Source organism: Hymenobacter baengnokdamensis (assembly GCF_008728635.1).
In the GTDB taxonomy this organism is placed as follows: Bacteria; Bacteroidota; Bacteroidia; order Cytophagales; family Hymenobacteraceae; genus Hymenobacter; species Hymenobacter baengnokdamensis.
The window spans coordinates 2829537-2851830 of record NZ_CP044285.1 but is presented as its reverse complement, the minus strand read 5'-3'; the positions used below and the strand labels follow the sequence as shown (position 1 = coordinate 2851830).

Here is a 22294-nt window from a genome sequence, read left to right as displayed (position 1 = left end):
GGGTGCCACGAATATAAGGGCCGATTCCCCAGCCAGGGTTTAGGCCTGAGCGCCAGCCGCCAGCAGGGGCGGCCTCCAGGCGCCCGGCCCGGCAACTGAATGGGCCGTGCGTAACGTTGTAGTATCGTTCAACGGCTCGTGAAGCAACGCTTCGCGCTACTACCTTATGCGTTTTCGTCTTCTTTGCCTTTCGCTGCTGGCTACGGCCTGCGTGCCCCTGGGCACTCCCATCACCAACCCCAACCTGCCCGCCAGTCAGCAGCAGAAACCCGCCGAGTATTACGCTGACCGCACCTTGCGCTACCAGGACTACATCTATGACCCCAGCGTGCGCAGCGTGCAGTGCTACGTACCCACCGGGCAGGCCAACGGCATCTTCAACCCGCCCATTGTGCCCCTGAGCCAGGACCAACCCGTGACGCTGGAGTTTGACGTGCTGGGCGAGCAGGCGCCGCGCCTCACGGCCAAGCTTATTCACTGCGACCTGAACTGGGCGCCCTCGCAGCTCACCGACATGCAGTTTTTGAGCGAGATAAACGAGTTTACGCTCACCAACTACCAGACTTCCGTTAATACCAAGACGCCCTACTACCACTACACCCTGCAGGTGCCCCGCGTAAAAATCAGCGGCAACTACCTGCTGCTGGTGCAGAATCAGGCGGGCGTGCCGCTGGTTTCGCGCCGGATGCTGGTGTATGAAAATCAGGTGGTTGCTACGCTCCAGCAAGGCATTCCGGCCGGCGGCCTGGATGCCCGCTATGCCTATCAGCAGCTCGATTTTACCATCAACTATAGCGCCGTGGAGCTGGTGAACCCGGCCGCCGAGGTGAAGGTGGTGCTGCGCCAGAACTACCGCTGGGATAATGCCCACTACAACCTCACACCCACCTTCGTGCGCGATGCCGAGCGCCGGCTCGAATACCAGTATATCAACTACGAGAACGCCTTTCCGGGCCTGAGCGAATATAGGTATTTTGATATGCGTTCACTACAAGCCAACGGCCTGGGGGTGTCACGACTGCTGCGCCAGACCAACCCCGTGCAAGTAGAGCTGCTGGAAGAAACGACCCGCAATGGCCTGACTTACAACCAATACGTGGATGCCAACGGTCAGCGGGTATTTGAAAACCGGGAGTATGGCAACGGCGCTTACAACGGCGACTACGCCCAGGTAACGTTCAACCTGAAAGCGCCGCAGCCCGCGCCCGGCCCGGTGTATGTGTTCGGGGCCCTCAGCGACTGGCAGCTGCGCGACGAGTTCCGGCTGACCTACGACTCGACGCAGCAGCGCTATACCGGCCGCGCACTACTCAAGCAGGGGTACTACAACTATAGCTATGCCGTGGCCCCCAGGCGGGCTGGCGGCGTGCCCGACGAAGTATACTTTGAAGGCACCCATACCGAGACGGAAAACTTCTACGACCTGCTGGTATACTACCGCCCGCCGGGCACCCGCACCGACCTGCTCATCGCCTACCAGGCCCTCGACCTCAATAAGCGCTAAGCACCGCCTGCCCGCGCCATAAAGCCGTGTTACCCGCAATCCGGGCGGCACGGCTTTTGCGTATATCACCTGGATATACTAACAAATGTTAGCCAAATAAATTAGCACTCAGACGCTTGAAGTTCCACTTCTTTAACCAGACTTAATTTCATGCTTTTAGCCTACTAAATCGCGGAATATTAGGCTAAATTTTTCTTGCCAATATTTTTAGCTTAGCAATCTTTTTTGTATCTTTGGCTATGCGTAAGACCCAGCTCCCGACCCCTCTGCCCGTGCAGCAGTTTGCCCGCTGCATCGACGACACTGCCCGCCCCACCGGCTATATTGGCGACTGGCCCCAGGCCGGCCGGGTGTACCCGGTGCGGGTACTGCCCCATGTGCGCACCGGCAAAAAACAGGTGCACGTACTAGGCTTTTATGCCGAGCGGCCCTACGGGGCCTTTGCAGCCCACCGCTTCGAGGAAGTGGCTACTCTGTGGATGAACTAGCCCCGCTGCCAAATGCCGGCAGCCCGCCCCAGCCAAGTTGTACGCGGACTTACAAACCGCGCCAAGGCTGACTAGTCAACAATGCTGCGGGTTGGGTAACCGGAGTAACTGCAAGAGCCCGCTGCACTTGGTGCAGCGGGCTCTTGCAGTTATAATATGTTATTTTTTCTATATTATCACCTGCGCGGCCACGTCGAACGTGGCGGCTGGTGGCTTGGGGTGCATTTCGGCCAGCGCAGCCACTACGATTTCGGCCACGGCCAGGTCACGGGCCCGCTTGTCGTTGGCGGGTATCACATACCATGGGCATTCAGCCGTGGAGGTAGCGGCCAATGCTTCCTGGTAGGCCACCTGGTAGCCCTCCCAGAGCTGCCGTTCCTTAAGGTCGCCGGGCTCAAATTTCCAGCGCTTCTTAGGATTGTCGAGGCGGGCCTGCAGGCGGGTAGCCTGCTCTTCTTTCGATATATGCAGAAAAAACTTTAGTACCCGGGTGCCGCTGTGGGTGAGCAGCTGCTCAAAATGCACAATATCCTGGTAGCGCTGCTGCCAGACGAAGGGCTCGATGAGGCCGTGCACCCGCGTTACCAGCACGTCTTCGTAGTGTGAGCGGTTGAACACGCCAATGTGCCCCCGCCCCGGCGTACGCTGGTGGATGCGCCACAGAAAATCGTGATTCAGCTCCTCGCTGCTGGGCTGCTTAAACGCCGCTACTTCTACGCCGGCCGGGTTTACGCCCGTGAGCAGCGCCCGAATGGCCCCATCCTTCCCACCCGTATCCATGGCCTGAAACACCAGCAGCAGGCTGCGGTGGTGTTCGGCATAGAGCTTTTCCTGGTAGTCGCTAAGCTGTTTGCGTAGCTCATCCAGGCGCTTATCGACCTTCTTTTTATGGTCAAATGGCTCATTGTTAGCCGGGTCGATGTCGGCAAGGCGCAGAGGTTTGCCGGGCTGCACAAGCACGGCGGGCGTAGTAGCGGAGGGGGTAGCTGCCATAGAAAAGTGACAAAAAAACGGCCAACAACAGCCGCCGGTTTATTAAACGAAAAAGCCCATTGGCAACGTTGTATAAATAAGCTGCTGGCCGCCAACAGCCGTTCTTTCTGGCGCTGATTTTGCACTTTCCAGCTGTCTCTATCCTGACTTTTCGCCATGACTAATCTTCCCCGCTTTTTTCGTCGGCTGGCCGTTACGCTCGGGCTGCCGACCCTGCTGCTGGGCTCAGTAGCATTGCCCGCTAATGCCCAGGCCCAGACTCTCGCCGCTGACGTGCCGGCCAGCCAGGCCGAAGGCATTATTCGCGAGATTACCGATGCCGTGGGTTTACAGCCGCGCTTCGAGCTGCGGGCTACTACCCAGGTCGATAATGCGGCTGCCGTGGTGTACGATGGCCGCCGCTACCTGCTTTATAACCCGAATTTTCTGGCGGCCGTGAACCGCGCCGGCCACACCGATTGGGCCGGCATCAGCATTCTGGCCCACGAGATGGGCCACCACCTCAACGGCCACACCCTGCGCGCCGGCGGCTCGCAGCCGCAGGATGAGCTGGAGGCCGATGAGTTCTCCGGCTTTGTGCTGCGGCGCCTCGGGGCTAGTCTGGCCCAGGCCCAGGCGGCGATGGCCGCCGTGTCGCCCGAGGCGGGCTCGGCTACGCACCCCGGCCGGGCACCGCGCCTGGCGGCCATCAGCCGGGGCTGGAACCGCGCTACGGCCCAGATTGTAGCCAGCACCCAGGCCGGCAGCGCCCAGCCCTCGGCGCAGCCTGTTGCCATTGCGCCGCGCCCGGTGCAGTCCAGCGCCCCGGCCAGCTACGATGACATGGCGGAGTCTGCTCCCGCTGCCGTGGCCCTGGCCAGCAGCCCCAACGCTGCCCCGGTGCGCGTGGTGGGGCAGCTTACTTTCCGCGACAACCCCGAGATGCCTTTTTACCTCACCAGCTCGCTGAATGTCGTGCGCCTGGCCGATGAAAGCAGCGCCGCCGAGGATAACGCCGTGCGCGATGCCGAAGTAGTGGGCCACCTGCGCCGCACCGGCAACGCGGCCTTCCCCTTTGTACTCGAAGATGCCCAGCAGCGCCCGCTGTTCGTGACGCCCCGCGGCGACGTGTACAACCAGGCCGGCCAGCGCGTGGCCAAGCTGCACGACTAAAATCAGTGAGCAGTTAGTAGTGAGCAGTGAACAATGAGCCTGGCCTCAACTGTTCACTGCTCACTACTAACTGCTCACTGATTTATAATGCCCGAATTACCCGAAGTCGAAACCTATCGCCGCTTTATTGATGAAGTGGCCGTGGGCCAGACGATTACCGGCCTCGATATAGTTGATAAGCATGTGCTGGCCGTGCCCGAAGACGAGTTGCGCGCCGCCGTGCTGGGCCGCACCATCACGGGCACCGGCCGGCTGGGCAAAAACTGCTTTCTGGAGCTAGACAACGGCCGCCTGCTGGTGCTGCACTTTGGCATGACGGGCGACATTGGCGCTTACCGCGATGCGCCCGATGCGCCGCGCTTTACCCGCGTAGCCTGGCAGCTGAGCGACTCGGGCTTAAATCTCGCGTTTATCGACCCACGCAAGTTTGGTCGCATCCGGCTGGCTGATAGCGTCGAGGCCTATCAGAAAGCCAAAAAGCTGGGCCCCGACGCGCTGCAAATAAGTGCCGCCGAGCTGCACCAGAAGCTCAGCCGCCGCAAGGTATTGGTGAAGCCGCTGCTGCTCGACCAAAGCCTCACCGCCGGCCTCGGCAACTGGATAGTGGACGAGGTATTATTTCAGGCTAAAATTCACCCGGAGCGGCTGGGTTCTTCCTTAACTCCAATGGAAACTGCGTTACTGCACGCGGCTATTCAGGAAGTGCTGACAACCGCCATCCGGCACGAGGCCAATTACAAGCATTTTCCGAAGAAATTCCTGATTCATGCCCGCGAATGGGACGACTCGGCCACGCCGGGCAGCGATGCGCACACGTTTTGCCCGCGCCATGCGAAAGTAAAAATAGAGAAATATTATGTCGGCGGCCGGGCTACGTACACCTGCCCGGTATGCCAGCCGGCGCCAGTTTCAATGCATATTACTGAGGCTGCTCGCGAAAATAAAAATGCCTGAACACGCCCCAAATCCGATAATGAGCACTAGCAGCATACTTAAAAGATAAGGCGCTGGCCCCACCTTGTCAGGACCTTGACCAATATGCGTTAAAGCCAGTACCAGATTCACCAGTGCCTGACCCAGATAGATGAAGCCAAACATGAAAAGGGCAGATTCAGCAATAACTTTTGTAGCTAGCCCCAGCACAATAGCTGTAGTCAACAAAATCAACAGATTATTGCGAATAATGCTGTTAAAAGTGGGCTTTTTCATCAGCTGGCAAGGCTACGTTTAATTTTTATATTCCTGGCTATCAACTAAATAATCCGCCGCACATACTCCAACCTATTAGTAATAAAACCAGGCCAATAAGCAGGATTATCAAACAACCATTTCATTCAGGCTTATTAGATGACATGCTATTACTTCCAGCTGTTTTCCATTAGATAATTCCTAGGCGCTCACCGCGTAGCTCTTCCAGCCGCGCCAGCTTTTCCTGGTCGCGGTAAAAAATATTCATCGTTTCGAACGGAATAATTTTCAGGTCCTTGCTCACGATGTGCACGCAGGATTTTTTGACGGCCCGCACGTCGAAATTCCAGGCGTCCATAAATTGCAGAATAATTATCCGGAATAAATTATCGTAGCCCAGATTGGGCGCCGATACCTGCGGCAGGCAGCATAGTAGCTGGTTGATTTCGGGCACTACCGTATCTACCGTATTAGCGGTGCTGAATAATCTCAGCATATGCTGGCGCAGGCGCGGGTCGCGCTCGTACACAATGGTATTACCCCCGCTCTGGAGCAGGTCGGCGGGGTCGACGTAGCGGGTGAGCGGGAAAACTTCGCCGTCGAGTTTGAGCGCGTAGGCCATCGCCAGCGCGTCGGGGTTGCAGGGCACGGGCAGCAGGTCGGCGGCCGTGAAAACCGGGCTTTGGTCGATGATGCCCTGGCGCACTTCGGTGAGCGAAAACGAGTCGGTTTCGGGGTTAAAATTGTCGAGCCGCCCGGCGGCCTGCGTGGGCTGAAACGTGACGCCGCGCACGCAGCGCTGCTTCAGCGCGTAGTCGATAATGTCGCCCATCTCATCGTCGTTCAGCCCTTTTTGCAGAGTCACAACGAGCGTCGTGCTGAGGTTATATTTATTCAGATTAGCAATTGCCTGCTGGCGCACCTGGCGCAGGTCGCGCCCGCGCATGGTGAGCAGCACGTCTTCGCGGAACGAGTCGAACTGCAAGTACACCTCGAACGCGCCCGCGTAGGTAGCCAGCCGCGCCACGAAGTCCTCATCTTTGGCTAGTCGCACGCCGTTGGTGTTCACCATCAGGTGCTTGATAGGCTTGCGCTTGCACATATCCAGAATTTCCCAGAACTGCGGGTGCAGCGTGGGCTCACCGCCCGAAAGCTGGACCACGTCGGGCTCGCCTTCGTTGGCCACTACCAGGTCGAGCATCGCCTCTATTTCTTCGAGCGTGCGGTGGCGCCCGTGGGTGGGGCTGCTTTCGGCGTAGCAGGTGGGGCAGGTGAGGTTGCAGCGGTCCGTCACCTCAATCACGGTGAGGCAGGAGTGCTGCTCGTGGTCGGTGCAGAGGCCGCAGTCGTAGGGGCAGCCGTAGTGCGTGGCCATGTTGAAGCGGCGCGGCGTCTCGCTGGGCTTCACGTAGTTGCGGATGCTTTTGTAATACTCGATGTCGGTGGCGATGCGCACCCGCTGCCGCCCGTGCTCGGGGCAGCGCTTAAGCATGAACACGTTGCCGTCCTCAAACACAATTTTGGCCTCGATGCGCCGCAGGCACTGCGGGCACAGGCTCAGGGTGAAGTCGTAGTAGGTGTAGGGACGTTCGGGCATGGGAAGAGAGGAAAGAGCTATTTCTACTCAGAATAATGGAAGTTGTGCCTGATTGATTACTAAATCTTTGGAACTTTTCTTAACACGCCCCATAGCAGAACGCGATGAGTTACAATCCTTCCGCACTACACGCAAAGTAGCTTTATCACGATGATAGGATATAAAACTTTGCACTAATTCCTGGTCTTTGAAGACAATCATATTGTCTCTCGTAGTCCGATACTCCAAATTATCTAATACGATATTTTTTACCTCTTTAAATCTGTCTATTATTATTGAAAGTGTATTAGGTTGCCTATGGTCTACTGCTAAATCCTCCCACTTTGAAAGTGTACTTGTCTCTTGGCATTTGACTTTACCTTGAATAGAATATTTTTTAAAGTATTCTTGCTTCAAAAGCATTAATTCCTTTTGGATGCAATTTCTACACGCAGTACTAAACAATGACTCTGGCGTATATTTTTTCCTATTAATTATCATTAAATTAGGAAATGTAACAACTTGTATTGTCGCTATAGAAAACCTCAAAACACTTCGTATCAAACTGAACTTTGGAAACAATTATATCTTTTACGACTGCCATTTCTGAGTCGCTCTCAGATTCTTGTACTATTTCGTCAACTTCTTCTACATGCGGCACTTGAGCCAGGCTAAGCTGATACTCATAATTAAGCAGAGCCATTAAGTCTTCAAAATCATTGTTACTCAACGATTGGCCGAATTTATAAGAATTGAGTGTATTCTTGTAGTGGAGCAATGCGTCCTTTTTAAAGGAGAAACTTCGCTCACCAATTTTGATAGGATGTTTCATACGTTATATAAATAGCAATCCCCGAAACTCCACCGTATCCACCACCGCTACCTTTGGAAACTCAATTGCCCGCAACGGCAGAAAGTCGCGGTCGTGGCTGACGATGCACACGGCGTTGGCGGCAATGGCACAATCCACGAATTTATTGTCGTCGAGGTCGCGTAGCACGTTGAAGCGAAAGCGCGGCGTAACGCGCTCCAGATTCGCCAGATTTTCCAGCGTCATCATCGTATCATAGAAATACTGGTCGCCCATGTGCCGGGCTATTATCTCACCATATTCCAGTAGAATTTCCGTAGTTACGCACAGCGTAAAACGCTTATCCAGCAGGACATCAAAAACCAGCGATAACGGGAGCGCGGCGAGATGGAAACGAGCAGCACATTGGTATCCAGCACAATCTTGAGCATGGCTTATTGTGGCTGAGGCGGCGAACTACTACGCATTTTGGTGCGTAGAAATTCTTCCATTGTGTCGTCAGTCCATCCTTTTTCTTCCCAAAACTGGTCGGCACGACGGGTCAGCTTTTCGGCAAAATACCGCGCTAGCAAATGCTTAATCTCTACTAAGTCTGCCTCGGGCAAGTCGCGCGAATAAAGTCGTAGCAACTCCAATTGCAGATTGCTGAAGCGGGGCGAAGTTTCGGGAATCGGTTGCATAGCGTTTCTCACTAAATTAAACGGCCTAATGTACTTCCAACGCGGCACTTGCCTCACGAGTGCCCTGCCGCCACCACCCCCAAACATAGTATCCCAGCCCCGCTACGCAAGCCCACTGTATCGCCGTGAGGCCCAGGCCCGGCAGCGCCACCGTGGGCTTGAGAAACTCTATTAATAAGCGAAACAGCAGGTACGCGCTCAAAAATAGCTCGAAGCGCCGGCCCTCGGGCAGCGGCCGGCGGCGCTCCCGCAGCCAGAGCAGGCCCGCCAGCAGCGCCAGAAACGTGATTTCATATAGATTGGTGGGGTGCCGCCGGATACCATCGCCAAAATCTATTCCCCAGGGCAGGCGGGTGGCAGTGCCGAAGGTGCCGTCTTCAAGGCCGCTGAAGTGGCAGCCGAGCCGCCCGATGGCCAGCCCCAGCGCCAGCGGAAATACCATAAGGTCGCCGCTGCTGGCCCGGATGCCGAGGCGCTTTTTGGTCAGCTCCACCCCCACCAGCCCGCCCAGAAAGCCGCCCACGATGGTTTTGTTGGTGGTGTAATAGAGCCAGCCGCCGGGCGGGTGCAACAGCAGCGCTGGGTGCTCAAGCAGGCCCAGCAGACGCGAGCCGAGCAGGGCGCCGGTGGCCGCGCCCACAAATATCCATTGCCGGCCGTGGTCGCTGATGCGGTCGGCCGTGCGGGCGCGCAGGATGGTATAGAAGCGGTAGCCCAGTGAGTAGGCCAGCACCTCGCACAGCAGGTGCACAGGCAGATGGAAGTTGCCCCAGGCCAGCTCAACGGGGTAGCGCATAGAGCGCAAGGTATGTCTGAACCGCGGATTTATCGGATTACTCGGATTCGTCGGATTTTGTGAATGATTAGGGTTGTCTGAACCGCGGATTTGTCGGATTACTCGGATTTTGATGACAAAAGGCCGCCCAAGTGGGCGGCCTTTCGAAGGTGGCGGTGAGAAAGAGCCAATCGGTAATCGTCACCAAAATCCGATAAATCCGCGGCTCGGACAAACTACCGGCCTACCATGGCCATCATGGCTTCGGGGTAGCGGGTGCCGGCGGCGGCACCGGGCGGCAGCAGCTCATCGAGGTGGCGCAGCTCGTCGGGGCTCAGCGTCACGGTAAGCGCGCCCACGTTTTCTTCGAGGTATTTCACACGCTTGGTGCCGGGAATGGGCGCCAGGTCGTCGCCCTGGGCCAGCACCCAGGCCAGCGCCAGTTGACTGGCCGTTACGCCTTTCTGCTGCGCCAGCTCGCGCAGGTGGCTTACCAGGCGCAGGTTTTTGGCGAAGTTCTCCCCCTGAAAGCGGGGCGAGTGGCGGCGGTAGTCATCGGGCGCAAAGTCTTCGAAGCGCTGAATTTCGCCGGTCAGGAACCCCCGACCCAGTGGCGAATAGGGCACTAACCCTATATGCAGCTCGCGCAGCGTGGGCAGAATCTCCTGCTCCACGTCGCGGCTCCACAGGCTGTACTCGGTTTGCAGCGCCGAGATGGGGTGCGTGGCGTGGGCCCGCCGGATAGTGTCGGCACCGGCCTCGCTCAAGCCCAGAAAGCGCACTTTCCCTTCTTCCACGAGCCGGCTCATGGCCCCTACTGTTTCCTCAATGGGTACGGTGGGGTCTACACGGTGCTGATAATACAGGTCGATGTGGTCGGTGCCGAGGCGCTGGAGGCTGCCCTCACAGGCCTGCCGCACGTACTCAGGGCGCCCGCTTATGCCGCGCCGGCTGGGGTCGTTGGGGTCGCGCACGATACCAAACTTAGTGGCGAGCACCACGCGCTGGCGGCGCGTTTTGTCTTCTTTGAAGAAGCGGCCCAGCAGCTCCTCGTTGGTGAAGGGACCGTACATGTCGGAGGTATCGAAGAAGTTAACTTCGAGCTCCAGGGCGCGGGCCAGGGTGCGCAGGCTTTCGGCATCGTCGGGCTGGCCGTAGAAATCGGACATGCCCATGCAGCCGAGGCCGAGCGCAGAAACGGTGAGGCCGGAACGGCCCAGTTGGCGGGTTTGCATAGGAAAAAGGGGAAAGAACAGGCTAGTAATTGGGGTTTTCGCGGAGGGGCGACTCCGCGGCGTAACGTCAGCTAGTAACTCGCAAAGTCTTTTTTTGATTTAGCTGCGGGGCGCTTACCTGCGCAGAACCTGGCGGCGCCTACGCCCCCCGAAGCCGCCGCCGGATGCGGCCGTACCTTTGCGGCATGAAAAAACTGCTGCTTTTGCCGCTGGGTGCGGCGCTCGGATTGCTGAGCCTGGGGCTGCCGGGCTGTGGAAACAAGACGGCTACTACGACCGAAGCCGCCGCGCCCGCCCAACAGGCCCGCGCCCTCGAAGACAGCCTGATGGCTCACCACGAGCAGGCCATGAGCCAGACCGAACAGCTTTTTGCCCTCAAAGCCCAGCTGCTGGCGGCCAAAGTACCGGCCAACGCGCCGGTCATCAGCAAGATGCAGGCCGCCGACCACGCCATGATGACCTGGATGCACACCTACCAGGCCCCCGACAGCACCGCGCCGGCACCCCAGCGCCTGGCTTATCTGCAAGACCAGCGCAAGCAGCTTACGAGCATTGAGCAGCAGCTGCGCACGGCCCTCGATTCGGCCCAGGCCACGCTGCACCGGGCCACCGCGCCCGTGGTGCCCGCCGCCAAGCCGGCTCCTGTGGCCAGGTAGCGCCGGGCGAACCCGCCGCTGCCCGCCGGGGTTTACCAAGCTGGGCCGCCGGCCCGGTAGCACTGTTATTTTATTGTAGTTTATATGTTGTTGAAATTTCTGCCTCTGGCAACGCTGCTGGCGCTGGCCAGCTGCGGCGCTGATGATACCGCTAGCTTTGGTGCCGATTCTCAGGCTGCCAGCACGAGTACCTTGCCCTACATCGGCAATTCGGAGCGGCAGGCCGTGCCCGGCCACGACTCCGTAACGGTACACGCCACGGTGCCGGCCTTTCGCCTGCACGACCAGGACGGCCGGCTGGTGACCAATCAAACCCTGGCGGGCAAGGTCTACATTACCGATTTTTTCTTCGCCACCTGCCCCGGCATCTGCCCCAAAATGCAGAGCGAGCTGCTGAAAGTATATAAGCAGTACGCCGCTAACCCGAATGTAGTGTTCGTGTCGCACACCATCGACCCCGAGCACGATAGCCTGCCCGTGCTGCGCGACTATGCCCGCCGCCTGGGCGTGGCCACACCTACCAGCACCTGGCGCTTTGTGCGGGCCAGCCGCGATACCGCCTACGCTCTGGCCAAAGCGTACTTCACCGGGGCCATGCCCGATGCCCAGGCGCCCGGCGGCATTGCCCACGCCGGCACCTTCGCTCTCGTCGACGACCAGGGCCACGTGCGGGGCCTCTACGATGGCCTTAACCCTCAGGAAACCACCAAGCTGCTCGAAGAGCTGCCCGTGCTGCTGGCCGAAGTAAAGGCCCGACGCAGCACGGCAGCTTTGTAATATATTTGATTTTTACTATGTATTACAAATTATTGCCGGGCTGCCGTTTCCCGCTGTTAGTCAAACGTGTAGGCATGGCAGACCACGAATAACTAACAACGACCAACCGCTTTATGTCTTTCGCTACCCTTACCCCTTTTCTGCTGCTTGGTCTGCTGGCACTGCCCGGCTGCTTCACCAACAAGGGGCACCAGGGCGAGCGCCTATACGGGCAGCACTGTGCCAGCTGCCACGGCGAGCAGGGCGAGGGCATCGGGCAGCTGGTGCCGCCGCTGGCGGGCTCCGACTACCTGGCCCGGCACCCCGGGCAGCTGGCCTGCATTGTGCGCCAGGGCTTAAAGGGGCCCATCGTGGTAAACGGCGTGGCCTACAACCAGCTGATGCTGGGCGTGCAGGATACGACCACCCACCGCAAGCTCTCGCCGGCCCAGATTACCAACCTGCTGAACTATATCGAAACGCATTGGGGCAACCACCCCGGCCCCGCCGGGGCCCGCACCATTGCGGGCACCGAGACCGAGCTGCACGCCTGTGGCGAGCGCTAGATTACCTTTGTTTCAGGCTTTGCCTGCTGAATTGCCCCTTGTGAGCTGCCGGGGCTGGTTTACCCGGCACCCGCTACTGGCAATCGGCCCCTACTACCTACCAACGGACAACGAGCAACTAATTCTTATTTCCTCATGGGTCTCTTTGACTTTCTAAAAAACAAACCTGAATCGGCCGCGGCCACCCCTTCGGCCCCCGCCGGCAGCGAGGCAGGGGCGGCTGCCAAGACCGGCCCGCGCTACCAGGGCTCCAAGTACGTAGCCCCGGTTGAGCCCGCCCCGGTGATGCCGCCCCTGTCGGGTACGCCGGCCCCGCCCCCCGCGCCCGAATTCCCGTTTGAGCCGCAAAATGTGCTCGAACACCTGCTGCTGCTGGCTCCGGTTGATGAGAATGCCCGCCCGGCATTTTACCAGGCGCTGCTTCAGGAAAATATTCTGATGGTGCTGGCCCCCGACGAGACTATCGGCACCGGCGAAGTGCAGCTGACCGAAGGCCAGCAGATTCAGCTGCAGGTGCTGCAGGATGGCCGCCTGCCCATCTTCACTTCCGAGGCCCGGCTCAGCGATGGCAACATGGACGCCAGCGCCATTGCCTGGGTAGCGATTCCGGGCCAGGCCTTTTTTGGCATGACTCAGGGGCAGGACTGTGTGCTGAATCCTTTCTCGCCCGCCGGCAAGCTGCTGCCCGCCGCCGAGATTCAGGCCCTGCTGTCGGGCCAGCTCACCCAGGGCGGGGGCCTGCCCGCCGATGCGCAGGTAGTGCTCAGCGCCCCCGAGCTGCCCGAAGGCCTGGCCGGGTCACTGACCGAGTTTGGAGCTGGCAATGCCGACATCCGGGCCATTTACGTGGCCCAGATGCAGCTGGCCGGCGATCCCAGCCAGCCCCCGCGCCTGCTGCTGGGCTTCGATACCATCAGCCACGACCCCGAGTTTATGCAGCAGCTGGGCCCGGCGCTCGAAGGCCGCACGGGCAGCTTCCAGCACGTCGATTTGATGCTACTCGACCTGACCTCGGACGAAGGGGTAAATCCGTATTTCCGCCAGCCCGAAGTGCAGCCCCTGTACGTGGCATAAGCCCGCAACCGGTTTTCTAAACCAAGAAGGTCAGGCTGCCTGGGGCAGCCTGACCTTCTTGGTTTATTTTCCAGGGCACCGGCCCGGCTACACTACTAAGGTGGCCTGCTCCTCGGCGGCCTCCTGGCGCTTCAAAAACCTCCTGAACAGCGGCTGCAGCCCCACATAGAGCGCCAGCACTACCGGAATGGCGGCCACAAGCCAAATCATGAGGGCCCCCAGCTCGGCCCGCCAGAGCAGGTGCAGTACGTGGCTCCAGCCATTCACCTTTACCATCATTTTAATCTGGGCCATGCTGAGGTGAGCTACCTCGTGGCCGTGCCCGAGCAGCGTAGCGCCCCAGCGCAGAAAAGGCAGCAGAATAAGAATCTGCACCGGGCTTAGCAGGTGGCATACCAGCTGCATAGCCGCCACGTTGAGTCGCAGCTTCAGGGCTACGGCCGTGCTCACGAGCGTGGTGATGCCAAAGGTGGGTGCCAGCCCGAAAGCCACGCCCAGGCCGGCCGTAAGGGCCAGGCTGCTGGGCTTGAGGCCGGCCTTGAGCAAGCTCATGAAGGGGTCAATCAGGCGGCGCTGAATCCAGGTGCGGGGCGGGGGCTCGGGCAGGGCCCGCACCCCGGTGGCGGAGATGGAAGTAATTGTCATGCGTAACTAGCCCAGGGAATACGTGTTTAGTAGCGCGCCTGCCCGGCGGGCAGCCGTGCTTTCCCGACAGCCGCCCTTTGTACCGAGTCTGGCGCAAAATGTTGTCGGACCAGCAGTAAGTATCTCATGCCCAAGACCTCAACTTTACCTGGCGCTCCGTCGCACCGCCATTTTCCGTGGTGGCTGGAGCTATGGCTGCTCCTGCGCCGCGCCGCCCGCGAGCTGGCTGCCAACGACCCGCTGCGGCTCGGCGCGGCCACGGCCTTCTTTACGTCGTTTGCGCTGCCGCCCATTCTCATCATTCTGGTGCAGCTGCTGGGCTCGGTGTACTCGGCGCACGGTGCCCGCGTACTGCTGCTTACCAAGCTGGGCGAGCTGATTGGCAGCACCGCCACCGGCCTCGTGGGCCAGACCGTGCACAACGTGGCGCACGCCAGCCGCAACCGGGTTATTAGCTGGCTGGGCTTTGCGTTTTTGGTTTTTATTGCCACTACGCTCTTTACCATTATCCAGCACTCGCTCAACCAGCTCTGGCACGTGCGGCCACGGCGGCAGCTCAGTCAGGTATCGGTGGCTCTGCGCGAGCGGGTGCGCTCGGCGGGCGTGCTGCTGGCCACGGCGGCGCTGTCGATACTGGCTTTTTCGGCCGATGCGGCGCTGGCCATCTTCGCCGATTTTGTATCCGACTTCGACCCTACGTTTGCCTTTTACGTGCTCTGGGTGCTGAATCTGGTGGTGAGTCTGCTCATCCTGGCGGCGTGGTGTGGCTTCGTGTTCCGCACCCTGAGCGCGGCCAAAGTACCGTGGCCGGCCGTACGGCGCGGCGCCCTGCTCACGGCCGTGCTTATCGAGCTGGGCGAGCGGGTGCTGGGCCGGCTGCTGGTGGGGCGCGACCTCGGCCCCATCTACGGCCCGGCCGCCAGCTCGGTGCTGGTATTGCTGTTTGTGTTTTACTCGGCCATGATTTTCTACTACGGCGCGGCCTTCACCAAAGCCTACGCCCACCATGTCGGCCTGGATATTCGGCCCAAGAAAACCGCCGTGCGCTACCGCCTGGTGAATGTGGCGGAGCAGCTTGCTGGTTAATGATTAATGGTTAATTGCTTAATTGCTTAATGGTTAGTGACTAATAGTACTGAGCGTGGCGAGTTAGCCGCAATGGGCTCGCAGACAGTCTTAATTACCATTAATCATTAACCACTAATCATTAACCATTACTCCCGACCTTTGCCGGATGCAAGCTGACTCCGCCGTTCCGGCCTCTTTTTCTGATTTTAACCTTTCGCCCGAATTGCTGCAAGGCCTGGCCGAGCTGAATTTTACCCAGCCTACGCCCGTGCAGGCACTGGTACTTCAGCCCGCGCTCGACGGGCAGGACGTGGCCGGGCAGGCGCCCACCGGCTCGGGCAAAACCGCCGCCTACGGCCTGGCCATCCTGGCGCAGGTTGACCCCGCGGCAAAGGCCGTGCAGGCCATCGTGCTGGTGCCGGCCCGCGAGCTGGCGCTGCAAGTGCGCGACGTGCTGAAAAGCCTGGGCAAGTATATGGCGGCCCCCGGCCTGCGGGTGGCGGCGCTCTACGGCGGCCACGCCATGCGCGACGAGGTGCAGACTTTGCAACAGACGCCGCACGTAGTAGTGGCTACGCCCGGCCGCCTGCTCGACCACCTCGAAAAGCGAAACATCATCCCTAACCAATTGAAAGTATTGGTATTGGATGAAGCGGACAAGCTGCTCGACCTGAAGTTTCAGGAGGAAATGGCGACCATCATCAGCCGGCTGCCGCGCCGCCGCCAGACGCTGCTGTTCTCGGCCACCATGCCCGATAAGGTGCTGGCGCTGGTGCGCGACTACCTAACCCGCCCGCGCATGCTGACCGCCGCCGGCGGCCTCAATGGCGAGATAACCGGCGCAGCCCTGCCCGCTTCGCTCACCCTGCGCGGCCACGTGCTGAACGCCGTGGAGGACAAGCCCGCCGCGCTTTACCACCTGCTCCAACAGCCCGAAACGGGCCAGACGCTCATCTTCGCCAACACCCGCGACAAGGTGGAGGAGCTGGCCCAGTTTCTGCGCGGCCGGGGCGTGGCCGCCGAAGTATTGCACGGCAAGCTGCCCCAGCCCGAGCGCGACAAAGCCCTGATGAAGCTGCGCAACAACTCGGCCCAGGCCCTGGTAGCCACCGACGTAGCCGCGCGCGGCCTCGACGTGCCGGCCCTCGACACGGTGATTCAGTACGACCTGCCGCACGATGCCGAAACCTTTCAGCACCGGGCCGGCCGCACGGCGCGCGCCGGGGTGGCCGGCACCGCCCACCTGCTGGCCACCCCGCCCGAGCAGGCCCGCGTGCAGGCCTGGCCCAGCGCCCAGGGTGCCCAGTGGAAACGCCTGGTGCCGCCGCCCATGCCGCCCGCCAACGCCGCCAACAAGCTGCCGCGCCCCGAAACCGTGACGCTGCACGTCACGGCCGGTAAGAAACATAAAGTGAGCGCCCACGACCTGGTTGGCGCCTTCGTAAAAGTCGGCGGGCTTGAGCATCACACGGTGGGCCGCATCGAGGTATTCGACTTCTATTCCTACGTGGCTGTGCCGCGCAAGCAAGCGGCTGAGCTGATAGAGAAACTGAACGGCGCCAAGATAAAGGGCGTGAAAGTGCGCGTAACGGAGGTGGCGTAAAGCAAGCCTTTTTCTATGCCCATCGCCCGCAAGCCAGGTGGCCGCTGGCAGCGTGGCTTGCGGGCGATGGGCTTTAGCGCTGCGGCGGCTTCGACATCGAAAAGGGTGCATCTTCTATTCCGATGCCCCGCGCTTTATTGGGCTGGCTGCCCATTTCAAAGTCCAGGGTCGCGCCCTGCACCAATTCCCGGTGGCTGAGCCAGTTGCGGGTATATTCCTGACCATTAACAGTCAAGCGGTTGATATAGCGGTTTTCGGCATTATTGGCGGGCGCGTTCAGCACTACGTCGTGGCCGCCGGGCAGGTGCAGGGTGGCTTTGGGGAAGAGCGGCGCACCAAGCACGTACTGGTCGGTGGCGGGGCATACCGGGTAAAAGCCCAGCGCCGAAAACACGTACCAGGCCGAGGTCTGGCCGTTGTCCTCATCGCCGCAGTAGCCATCGGGGGTAGGCTGGTAGAGGCGATTGAGCACCTCACGGGTCCAGTACTGCGCCTTCCAGGGCTGGCCGGCGTAGTTGTAGAGGTAGATGACGTGCTGAGCGGGCTGGTTGCCGTGAGCATACTGGCCCATGTTGGCCACCTGCATCTCCCGGATTTCGTGGATGACCTCGCCGTAGTACGAGGCATCGAACGTGGGTGGCAGGGTGAACACGGAATCGAGCCTGGCCGCGAATTTTGGGCGGCCGCCCATCAGGTTTATCAGCCCCTGTACATCGTGAAACACCGACCACGTGTAGTGCCAGGCGTTGCCCTCGGTGAAGGCATCGCCCCACTTAAACGGGTTGAAAGGCGTCTCGAACGTGCCGTTCTGGTTGCGCCCGCGCATGAGGCCGGTTTGCTTGTCAAACAGCTGGCGGTAGTTCTGGCTGCGCCGGGTGTAGAGGTCGATTTCCTTTTGCGGGCGCTTTAACGCCCTGGCCAGCTGCGCGATGGCAAAGTCATCATACGCATATTCGAGGGTACGGGCCGCGCTTTCGTTAATTTTGACATCGTAGGGCACGTAGCCGAGCTTGTTGTAGTAGTCGACACCGGCGCGCCCCACTGCCGTGAGCGGCCCGGCGTGGTTGGCATCCTTGATGAGCGCCTCGTAGAGCGTGTTGGCATCGCGGGCATCGGCGGGGCGCACGCCCTTGAGGTAGGCATCGGCCACCACGGCGGCCGAGTTGTTGCCCACCATCACGTTGCGGTAGCCGGGGCTGGCCCATTCGGGGAGCCAGCCGCCCTCGCGGTAGTCGTTGGCGAGGCCGGCCTGCATGTGGGCATTTTCCTCGGGATAAAGCAGATTCAGGAGCGGAAACAAGGCCCGGAACGTGTCCCAGACGCCCGTATCGGTGTAGAGGTAGCCGGGCAGCACCTGCCCGTTGAAGGGGCTGTAGTGCACGGGTTGGCCGGCCGCATCCAGCTCATAAAAGCGGCGCGGGAACAACAGCGCCCGGTAGAGGCACGAGTAGAAGGTGCGCTGCTGCTCGGCGCTGCCGCCCGCTAGTTCGACGCGGCCCAGCACCTGGTTCCAGGCGGCCTGGCCCTTTTGCTTTACTGTCTCAAAATCGTCAGTACCAATCTCCTGGAGGTTGCGCTCGGCCTGCTCGGGGCTGATAAAAGAAGAGGCTACCCGGGCCTGCACCTGCTGGCCTTTGCGCGTGCGAAATCTTACGGTGGCGCTTACGTGGTCGGCCGTGAGCTCAGTGGCCCCGGCAACGGCGGCCTTCCCATTGAATACCTGTGCGCTGCAAAAGGGCTGGTCAAATTCCACTACGAAGTAGTTGCGAAAATTGGCAGGCACGCCGCCCCGGTTTTTTGTGGTGTAGCCGATAAGGCGGTTCTGGCCGGGCAGCACCCTGATAAACGAGCCTTTATCGAGGGCATCCACGACGACGTACGCGCTGTCGGAGCGCGGAAACGTAAACCGAAAGCGGGCAGCCCGCTCGGTGGGTGCCAGCTCGGTGGTGACGTTATAATCAGCCAGATAGACGCTGTAATAATAAGGGCGGGCCACTTCAGCCTTGTGCGAAAACCAGCTGGCGCGCTCCTCTTCGTCTACTTTAAGGCGCCCCGTACCGGGCATCAGGGCAAACTGGCCGTAGTCGTTCATCCAGGGCGAAGGCTGGTGGGTTTGCTTAAAGCCCCGGATTTTGTCGGCTCCGTACTGGTAGGCCCAGCCATTGCCCATTTTGCCGGTTTGTGGCATCCAGCAGTTCATACCCCAGGGCCGGGCAATGGCCGGGTACGTATTGCCGTTGGAAAACTCGGGCTTAGAATCGGTGCCCATCAGCGGGTTTACCAGGTCGGCAGGTGCCTGCGCCCGGCCTGCCCGGGCAGTTAGCAAAGCACCCAGACCGAGCAGCACAAAGAGCTTAAGCATAGAAAAGCGGACATCTGAAATGGTTGGCTTGCTCACGGCCAGTGAGCTCGCAGGCCGCTATGACCTGCTCATACATAGCAAATTTACTATTTTTTACCGCTGGTAATCCCCGGCCAGGTATCGGTGCGGAAGGGCACGGCCGGCAAGCCTGCGGTATTGTACAGGTTGCCCGTCGGGTTGTCGGCCCAGTCGTAGCGCACCGCTACGGGGGCCGCCACCTGGCTGCTTTGCACTACTACCTCCTTGCCCGCCAGCCGGGCCGTGGCCCAGTAAAATTGATGGTCGGCTCCGGCTACGGCAAACCCTTGCAGGGTGGGGCCGCCTCTGGCCAGCAGGCCCGCGCCGGTATTTGCAAACTTCAGGCGAACGGCCGGCCCGGCTATAGTCATGCCCGCGAAGGTGGGGCCGCTGTACACCAGGTTTGCCTCGTCGTACACTACATGGCGGGCGGCCAGGGCCAGGCGGCGGCCCACCTCCTGCTTGTTGTGGGGGTGAATGTCAGCCGCTTCGCCGATATCAATGGTGGTGGCCATGCCGGTGCAGGGTAGCCGCAGGGCCAGCGCCTGCGCCTCCCGCAGCTCGGCCCATTCCGACTCGGCAGGCTGAGGCTGAGTGGGCTGCCAGTTGGCCAGCTGCACAAACAGAAAGGGCAGCTCCGGGCCCCAGTGCCGGCGCCAGTCGGCAATCAGGGCCGGAAAAAGGGTGCGGTACTGCTCGGCCCGCTCCACGTTGCTTTCGCCCTGATACCAGATTACGCCCGTGAGTGCCAGCGGCTGGAGCGGCGCAATCATGCCATTGTAGAGGGCAGTGGGCTGCATTTGGGGGCCGCCGGGCAGGGAAGCGTCAGTGCGGATATCGGTGTTTTTGTGCGTAAAATCGGCAACCCTCGCCTCAAACTCCGGAAAATGCCGGAGGCCTTCGGCGCTGGTCCAGGCCTCGGCGGGCGTGCCGCCCCAGCTGCTCACCACCACCCCCACCGGCACCTGATATCGCTGCCAGAGGTCGCGGGCAAAAAAGTAGCTCACTGCCGAAAACTGCGCCACCGTAGCCGGGCTGCACACCTGCCAGCCGCTGCCGCTTACCTCGGCCTGCGGCTGGTAGGCCACGGCCGGGCTCACGGTAAAAAACCGGATGCGCGGCCAGGTAGCCGCCGCTATTTCCTGGTCGGCCTGCTGCACGGGCTGGTAGCCGTTGGGGTTGCTATCCTTCACCTTAAACTGCATATTCGACTGCCCCGAGGCCAGCCACACATCGCCGAGCAGCACATCGGTCAGCTCCAGGGTGTTCTGGCCCTTCACCGTGATAGTATAGGGCCCGCCAGCGGGCATAGCCGGCAGCGTGACCTGCCAGCGGCCGGCCGAATCGGGTGCAGTAGCCCGATAGGTCTTCCCCAGAAAGCTGACGCTGACAGCCTCGCCCGGCGCGGCCCAGCCCCAGAGCGGCAGCGGCTGATTGCGCTGCAGCACCATGTGGCTGCCCACCAGCGCGGGCAGGCGTACGGTAGCGTGGGCGGCTGATAGGGTCAGGCCGGTCAGGCAGACTATAGCCGCCAGCTTATTACGAAACATAAAATGGGAACGAGAAAAGTATCGGTGCCGCCGGGACGAAGGTCGGGCCGGTAAGTCAATTAGCTCAGGTAATTTTTAGCAAAAGCCGCTCCCCGCCCCCTGGCAAAAGTCTTTTGCCGGGCGGGGCATTTCAGAAACGAATACCTTGTGGGTTCGTTTCTGAAACATCCTGCCCACATGGCCATTCCCACTTCCTCTTCTCCCACCCAGCCCGCCAGCGCGGCGGGCGCTGCCACCGAAACCCCACGCTATACGTCGGCCCTGAGCGCCGTGACGACCTTGTTTTTTCTCTGGGGGTTTATTACCTCCCTCAACGACATTCTCATACCGTATCTGAAAGCCATTTTTCAGCTTTCCTACACCCAGGCCAACCTGATTAACCTGTGCTTTTTCGGAGCGTATTTTCTAATGAGCATTCCGGCCGGCAAGCTGGTAGCGCGGGTGGGCTATCAGCGCGGCATGCTGCTGGGCTTTGTGGTAGCGGCCGTGGGGGCCTTTCTGTTTTACCCGGCGGCCGCTCAGCGGGCGTATCCGCTGTTTCTGGGGGCGCTGTTTGTGCTGGCATCGGGCATCACCCTGCTGCAAGTGGCCGCCAACCCCTACGTGGCCATTCTGGGGCCGCCGGCTTCGGCTTCGGCCCGCCTCACGCTCACGCAGGCATTCAACTCGGTGGGCACCACGCTCGGGCCGGTACTGGGCAGCGCCTTTCTGCTTAGCCGCCTGCCCGCACTGAATACTGCTACTACGGCAGCCAGCATTGATGTGCGGGCAGTGCAGCTGCCCTACCTGGTAATTGGTAGTATGCTGCTGCTCATCAGCTTGCTGCTGAGCCGGGTAAACCTGCCCCAGCTCATACCGGCCGAAGCGGAAGCCTCGGCCGCCAGCCACCGCCGCGCCTGGCACTACCGCCACCTGATGCTGGGCGTACTAGGCATTTTTGCCTACGTGGGCGCCGAGGTAGCTATCGGCTCGCACCTGGTAAGCTACCTGGCCCTGCCCAGCGTGCTGGGCCTTGCCCCGCAGGCGGCCGGCCAGAAAGTCGCCTTTTACTGGGGAGCGGCCATGGTTGGGCGCTTCGCCGGGGCCTACCTGCTGCAAAAATTCTCCCCTACCAGGCTGCTGGCGTTCAACGCGGCGGGTGCCATAGCGCTTATTCTGCTCTCCATCAGCTCGACCGGCGCGCTGGCCATGTGGAGCCTGCTGGCAGTGGGCCTGATGAACTCGCTCATGTTCTCGACCATCTTCACCCTGGCTGTAGCCGGCCTGGGCCGGCACACTGAGGAGGCTTCCGGGCTGCTGTGTACGGCTATCGTGGGCGGGGCGCTGGTGCCGATGCTGTTCGGGGCCGTGGCCGATGGGCCGGGCTTGCGCTGGGCCTTGGCGCTGCCAATGCTCTGCTACCTCTACATCGGCTGGTATGGGCTGCGCGGTAGCCGGCCGGCCGCTGCGGTAGCGCCCGACCCCATTTTTCACTAAAATAAAGCGAAAGCCAGCCGCCCGACTGCGGACCCAGCCTGGCCTCGGGTTTGCCACAAGGAGCGCTGCCGTACCTCCCGCTCATGGCGCGGCAGCGCAAGCTCCGGCGGAACTATTG

23 protein-coding genes are annotated in these 22294 nt (G+C 60.6%); 11 read left to right on the top strand and 12 right to left on the bottom strand.

Annotated elements, in window-relative coordinates; all coding sequences use genetic code 11:
* Nucleotides 1-166 precede the first annotated feature (166 nt).
* Nucleotides 167-1504, top strand: coding sequence for a type IX secretion system plug protein (locus F6X24_RS12215; RefSeq protein ID WP_151088271.1), 1338 nt, complete (start codon nucleotides 167-169; stop codon nucleotides 1502-1504).
* Between the two features lie 239 nt (nucleotides 1505-1743).
* Entirely contained in the window at nucleotides 1744-1992 is a 249-nt protein-coding gene (locus F6X24_RS12210) for a hypothetical protein (RefSeq protein ID WP_151088270.1), read from the top strand.
* A 168-nt stretch (nucleotides 1993-2160) separates the two neighbouring features.
* Here the strand turns inward: F6X24_RS12210 and F6X24_RS12205 are convergent, their stop codons facing one another.
* The gene (locus tag F6X24_RS12205) at nucleotides 2161-2985 is read right to left on the bottom strand and encodes a polyphosphate kinase 2 family protein (protein ID WP_151088269.1); all 825 of its coding nucleotides are present in this window, start codon (nucleotides 2983-2985) and stop codon (nucleotides 2161-2163) included.
* Nucleotides 2986-3141: 156 nt separating this feature from the next.
* Here F6X24_RS12205 and F6X24_RS12200 point away from each other — a divergent pair, with 156 nt between their 5' ends.
* Complete coding sequence (locus F6X24_RS12200; protein ID WP_151088268.1) at nucleotides 3142-4137, top strand: M48 family metalloprotease; 996 nt, start codon at nucleotides 3142-3144, stop codon at nucleotides 4135-4137.
* 87 nt (nucleotides 4138-4224) lie between these two features.
* Nucleotides 4225-5091, top strand: coding sequence for a DNA-formamidopyrimidine glycosylase (mutM, locus tag F6X24_RS12195; protein ID WP_151088267.1), 867 nt, complete (start codon nucleotides 4225-4227; stop codon nucleotides 5089-5091).
* Here mutM and F6X24_RS12190 read toward each other — a convergent pair.
* The 8 genes from F6X24_RS12190 to F6X24_RS12155 form a co-directional block, all read right to left on the bottom strand.
* A complete protein-coding gene (locus F6X24_RS12190; protein ID WP_151088266.1) occupies nucleotides 5047-5346 on the bottom strand; it encodes a hypothetical protein in 300 nt (99 codons plus the stop codon). The two genes, mutM and F6X24_RS12190, sit on opposite strands and share 45 nt — an antisense overlap.
* Nucleotides 5347-5515: 169 nt before the next feature.
* The gene (locus F6X24_RS12185) at nucleotides 5516-6922 is read right to left on the bottom strand and encodes a radical SAM protein (protein WP_151088265.1); all 1407 of its coding nucleotides are present in this window, start codon (nucleotides 6920-6922) and stop codon (nucleotides 5516-5518) included.
* Between the two features lie 27 nt (nucleotides 6923-6949).
* Complete coding sequence (locus tag F6X24_RS12180; protein WP_151088264.1) at nucleotides 6950-7318, bottom strand: hypothetical protein; 369 nt, start codon at nucleotides 7316-7318, stop codon at nucleotides 6950-6952.
* An 88-nt stretch (nucleotides 7319-7406) separates the two neighbouring features.
* On the bottom strand, nucleotides 7407-7733 hold the full coding sequence (locus F6X24_RS12175) for a DUF3223 domain-containing protein (protein ID WP_151088263.1): 327 nt from the start codon (nucleotides 7731-7733) through the stop codon (nucleotides 7407-7409).
* 3 nt (nucleotides 7734-7736) lie between these two features.
* On the bottom strand, nucleotides 7737-8018 hold the full coding sequence (locus F6X24_RS12170; RefSeq protein ID WP_229725511.1) for a putative toxin-antitoxin system toxin component, PIN family: 282 nt from the start codon (nucleotides 8016-8018) through the stop codon (nucleotides 7737-7739).
* A gap of 128 nt (nucleotides 8019-8146) precedes the next feature.
* Nucleotides 8147-8392, bottom strand: a complete 246-nt coding sequence (locus tag F6X24_RS12165) for a hypothetical protein (protein WP_151088262.1) — start codon at nucleotides 8390-8392, stop codon at nucleotides 8147-8149.
* A 25-nt stretch (nucleotides 8393-8417) separates the two neighbouring features.
* Complete coding sequence (locus F6X24_RS12160; RefSeq protein WP_151088261.1) at nucleotides 8418-9188, bottom strand: prolipoprotein diacylglyceryl transferase; 771 nt, start codon at nucleotides 9186-9188, stop codon at nucleotides 8418-8420.
* Between the two features lie 215 nt (nucleotides 9189-9403).
* Nucleotides 9404-10402 (bottom strand): aldo/keto reductase, encoded by a 999-nt coding sequence (locus tag F6X24_RS12155; RefSeq protein WP_151088260.1) that lies wholly within the window; start codon nucleotides 10400-10402, stop codon nucleotides 9404-9406.
* 185 nt (nucleotides 10403-10587) lie between these two features.
* On the opposite strand from F6X24_RS12155, the gene F6X24_RS12150 reads away from it, so the two are divergent.
* The 4 genes from F6X24_RS12150 to F6X24_RS12135 all read left to right on the top strand — a co-directional run bounded on the left by F6X24_RS12150 (nucleotide 10588) and on the right by F6X24_RS12135 (nucleotide 13454).
* On the top strand, nucleotides 10588-11058 hold the full coding sequence (locus F6X24_RS12150; protein WP_151088259.1) for a hypothetical protein: 471 nt from the start codon (nucleotides 10588-10590) through the stop codon (nucleotides 11056-11058).
* Nucleotides 11059-11142: 84 nt separating this feature from the next.
* Complete coding sequence (locus F6X24_RS12145) at nucleotides 11143-11835, top strand: SCO family protein (RefSeq protein WP_151088258.1); 693 nt, start codon at nucleotides 11143-11145, stop codon at nucleotides 11833-11835.
* A 113-nt stretch (nucleotides 11836-11948) separates the two neighbouring features.
* Nucleotides 11949-12380, top strand: a complete 432-nt coding sequence (locus tag F6X24_RS12140; RefSeq protein WP_151088257.1) for a c-type cytochrome — start codon at nucleotides 11949-11951, stop codon at nucleotides 12378-12380.
* Nucleotides 12381-12515: 135 nt separating this feature from the next.
* Entirely contained in the window at nucleotides 12516-13454 is a 939-nt protein-coding gene (locus tag F6X24_RS12135; RefSeq protein ID WP_151088256.1) for an enhanced serine sensitivity protein SseB C-terminal domain-containing protein, read from the top strand.
* Nucleotides 13455-13541: 87 nt separating this feature from the next.
* Here F6X24_RS12135 and F6X24_RS12130 read toward each other — a convergent pair whose 3' ends face one another.
* Nucleotides 13542-14099, bottom strand: a complete 558-nt coding sequence (locus F6X24_RS12130) for a DUF2062 domain-containing protein (RefSeq protein ID WP_151088255.1) — start codon at nucleotides 14097-14099, stop codon at nucleotides 13542-13544.
* Nucleotides 14100-14225: 126 nt separating this feature from the next.
* Between F6X24_RS12130 and F6X24_RS12125 the strand changes: the two genes are divergently transcribed.
* Entirely contained in the window at nucleotides 14226-15185 is a 960-nt protein-coding gene (locus F6X24_RS12125; protein WP_151088254.1) for a YihY/virulence factor BrkB family protein, read from the top strand.
* Between the two features lie 148 nt (nucleotides 15186-15333).
* A complete protein-coding gene (locus F6X24_RS12120; protein WP_151088253.1) occupies nucleotides 15334-16770 on the top strand; it encodes a DEAD/DEAH box helicase in 1437 nt (478 codons plus the stop codon).
* A gap of 73 nt (nucleotides 16771-16843) precedes the next feature.
* Here the strand turns inward: F6X24_RS12120 and F6X24_RS12115 are convergent, their stop codons facing one another.
* Nucleotides 16844-19132 carry a GH92 family glycosyl hydrolase gene (locus tag F6X24_RS12115; RefSeq protein WP_151088252.1) on the bottom strand — a complete coding sequence of 763 codons (2289 nt, stop codon included), beginning with the start codon at nucleotides 19130-19132 and terminating at the stop codon, nucleotides 16844-16846.
* A gap of 86 nt (nucleotides 19133-19218) precedes the next feature.
* A complete protein-coding gene (locus tag F6X24_RS12110; protein WP_151088251.1) occupies nucleotides 19219-20700 on the bottom strand; it encodes a sialate O-acetylesterase in 1482 nt (493 codons plus the stop codon).
* Between the two features lie 177 nt (nucleotides 20701-20877).
* Between F6X24_RS12110 and F6X24_RS12105 the strand changes: the two genes are divergently transcribed.
* Nucleotides 20878-22176, top strand: a complete 1299-nt coding sequence (locus F6X24_RS12105; RefSeq protein ID WP_151088250.1) for a sugar MFS transporter — start codon at nucleotides 20878-20880, stop codon at nucleotides 22174-22176.
* The last annotated feature ends 118 nt before the right edge of the window (nucleotides 22177-22294 follow it).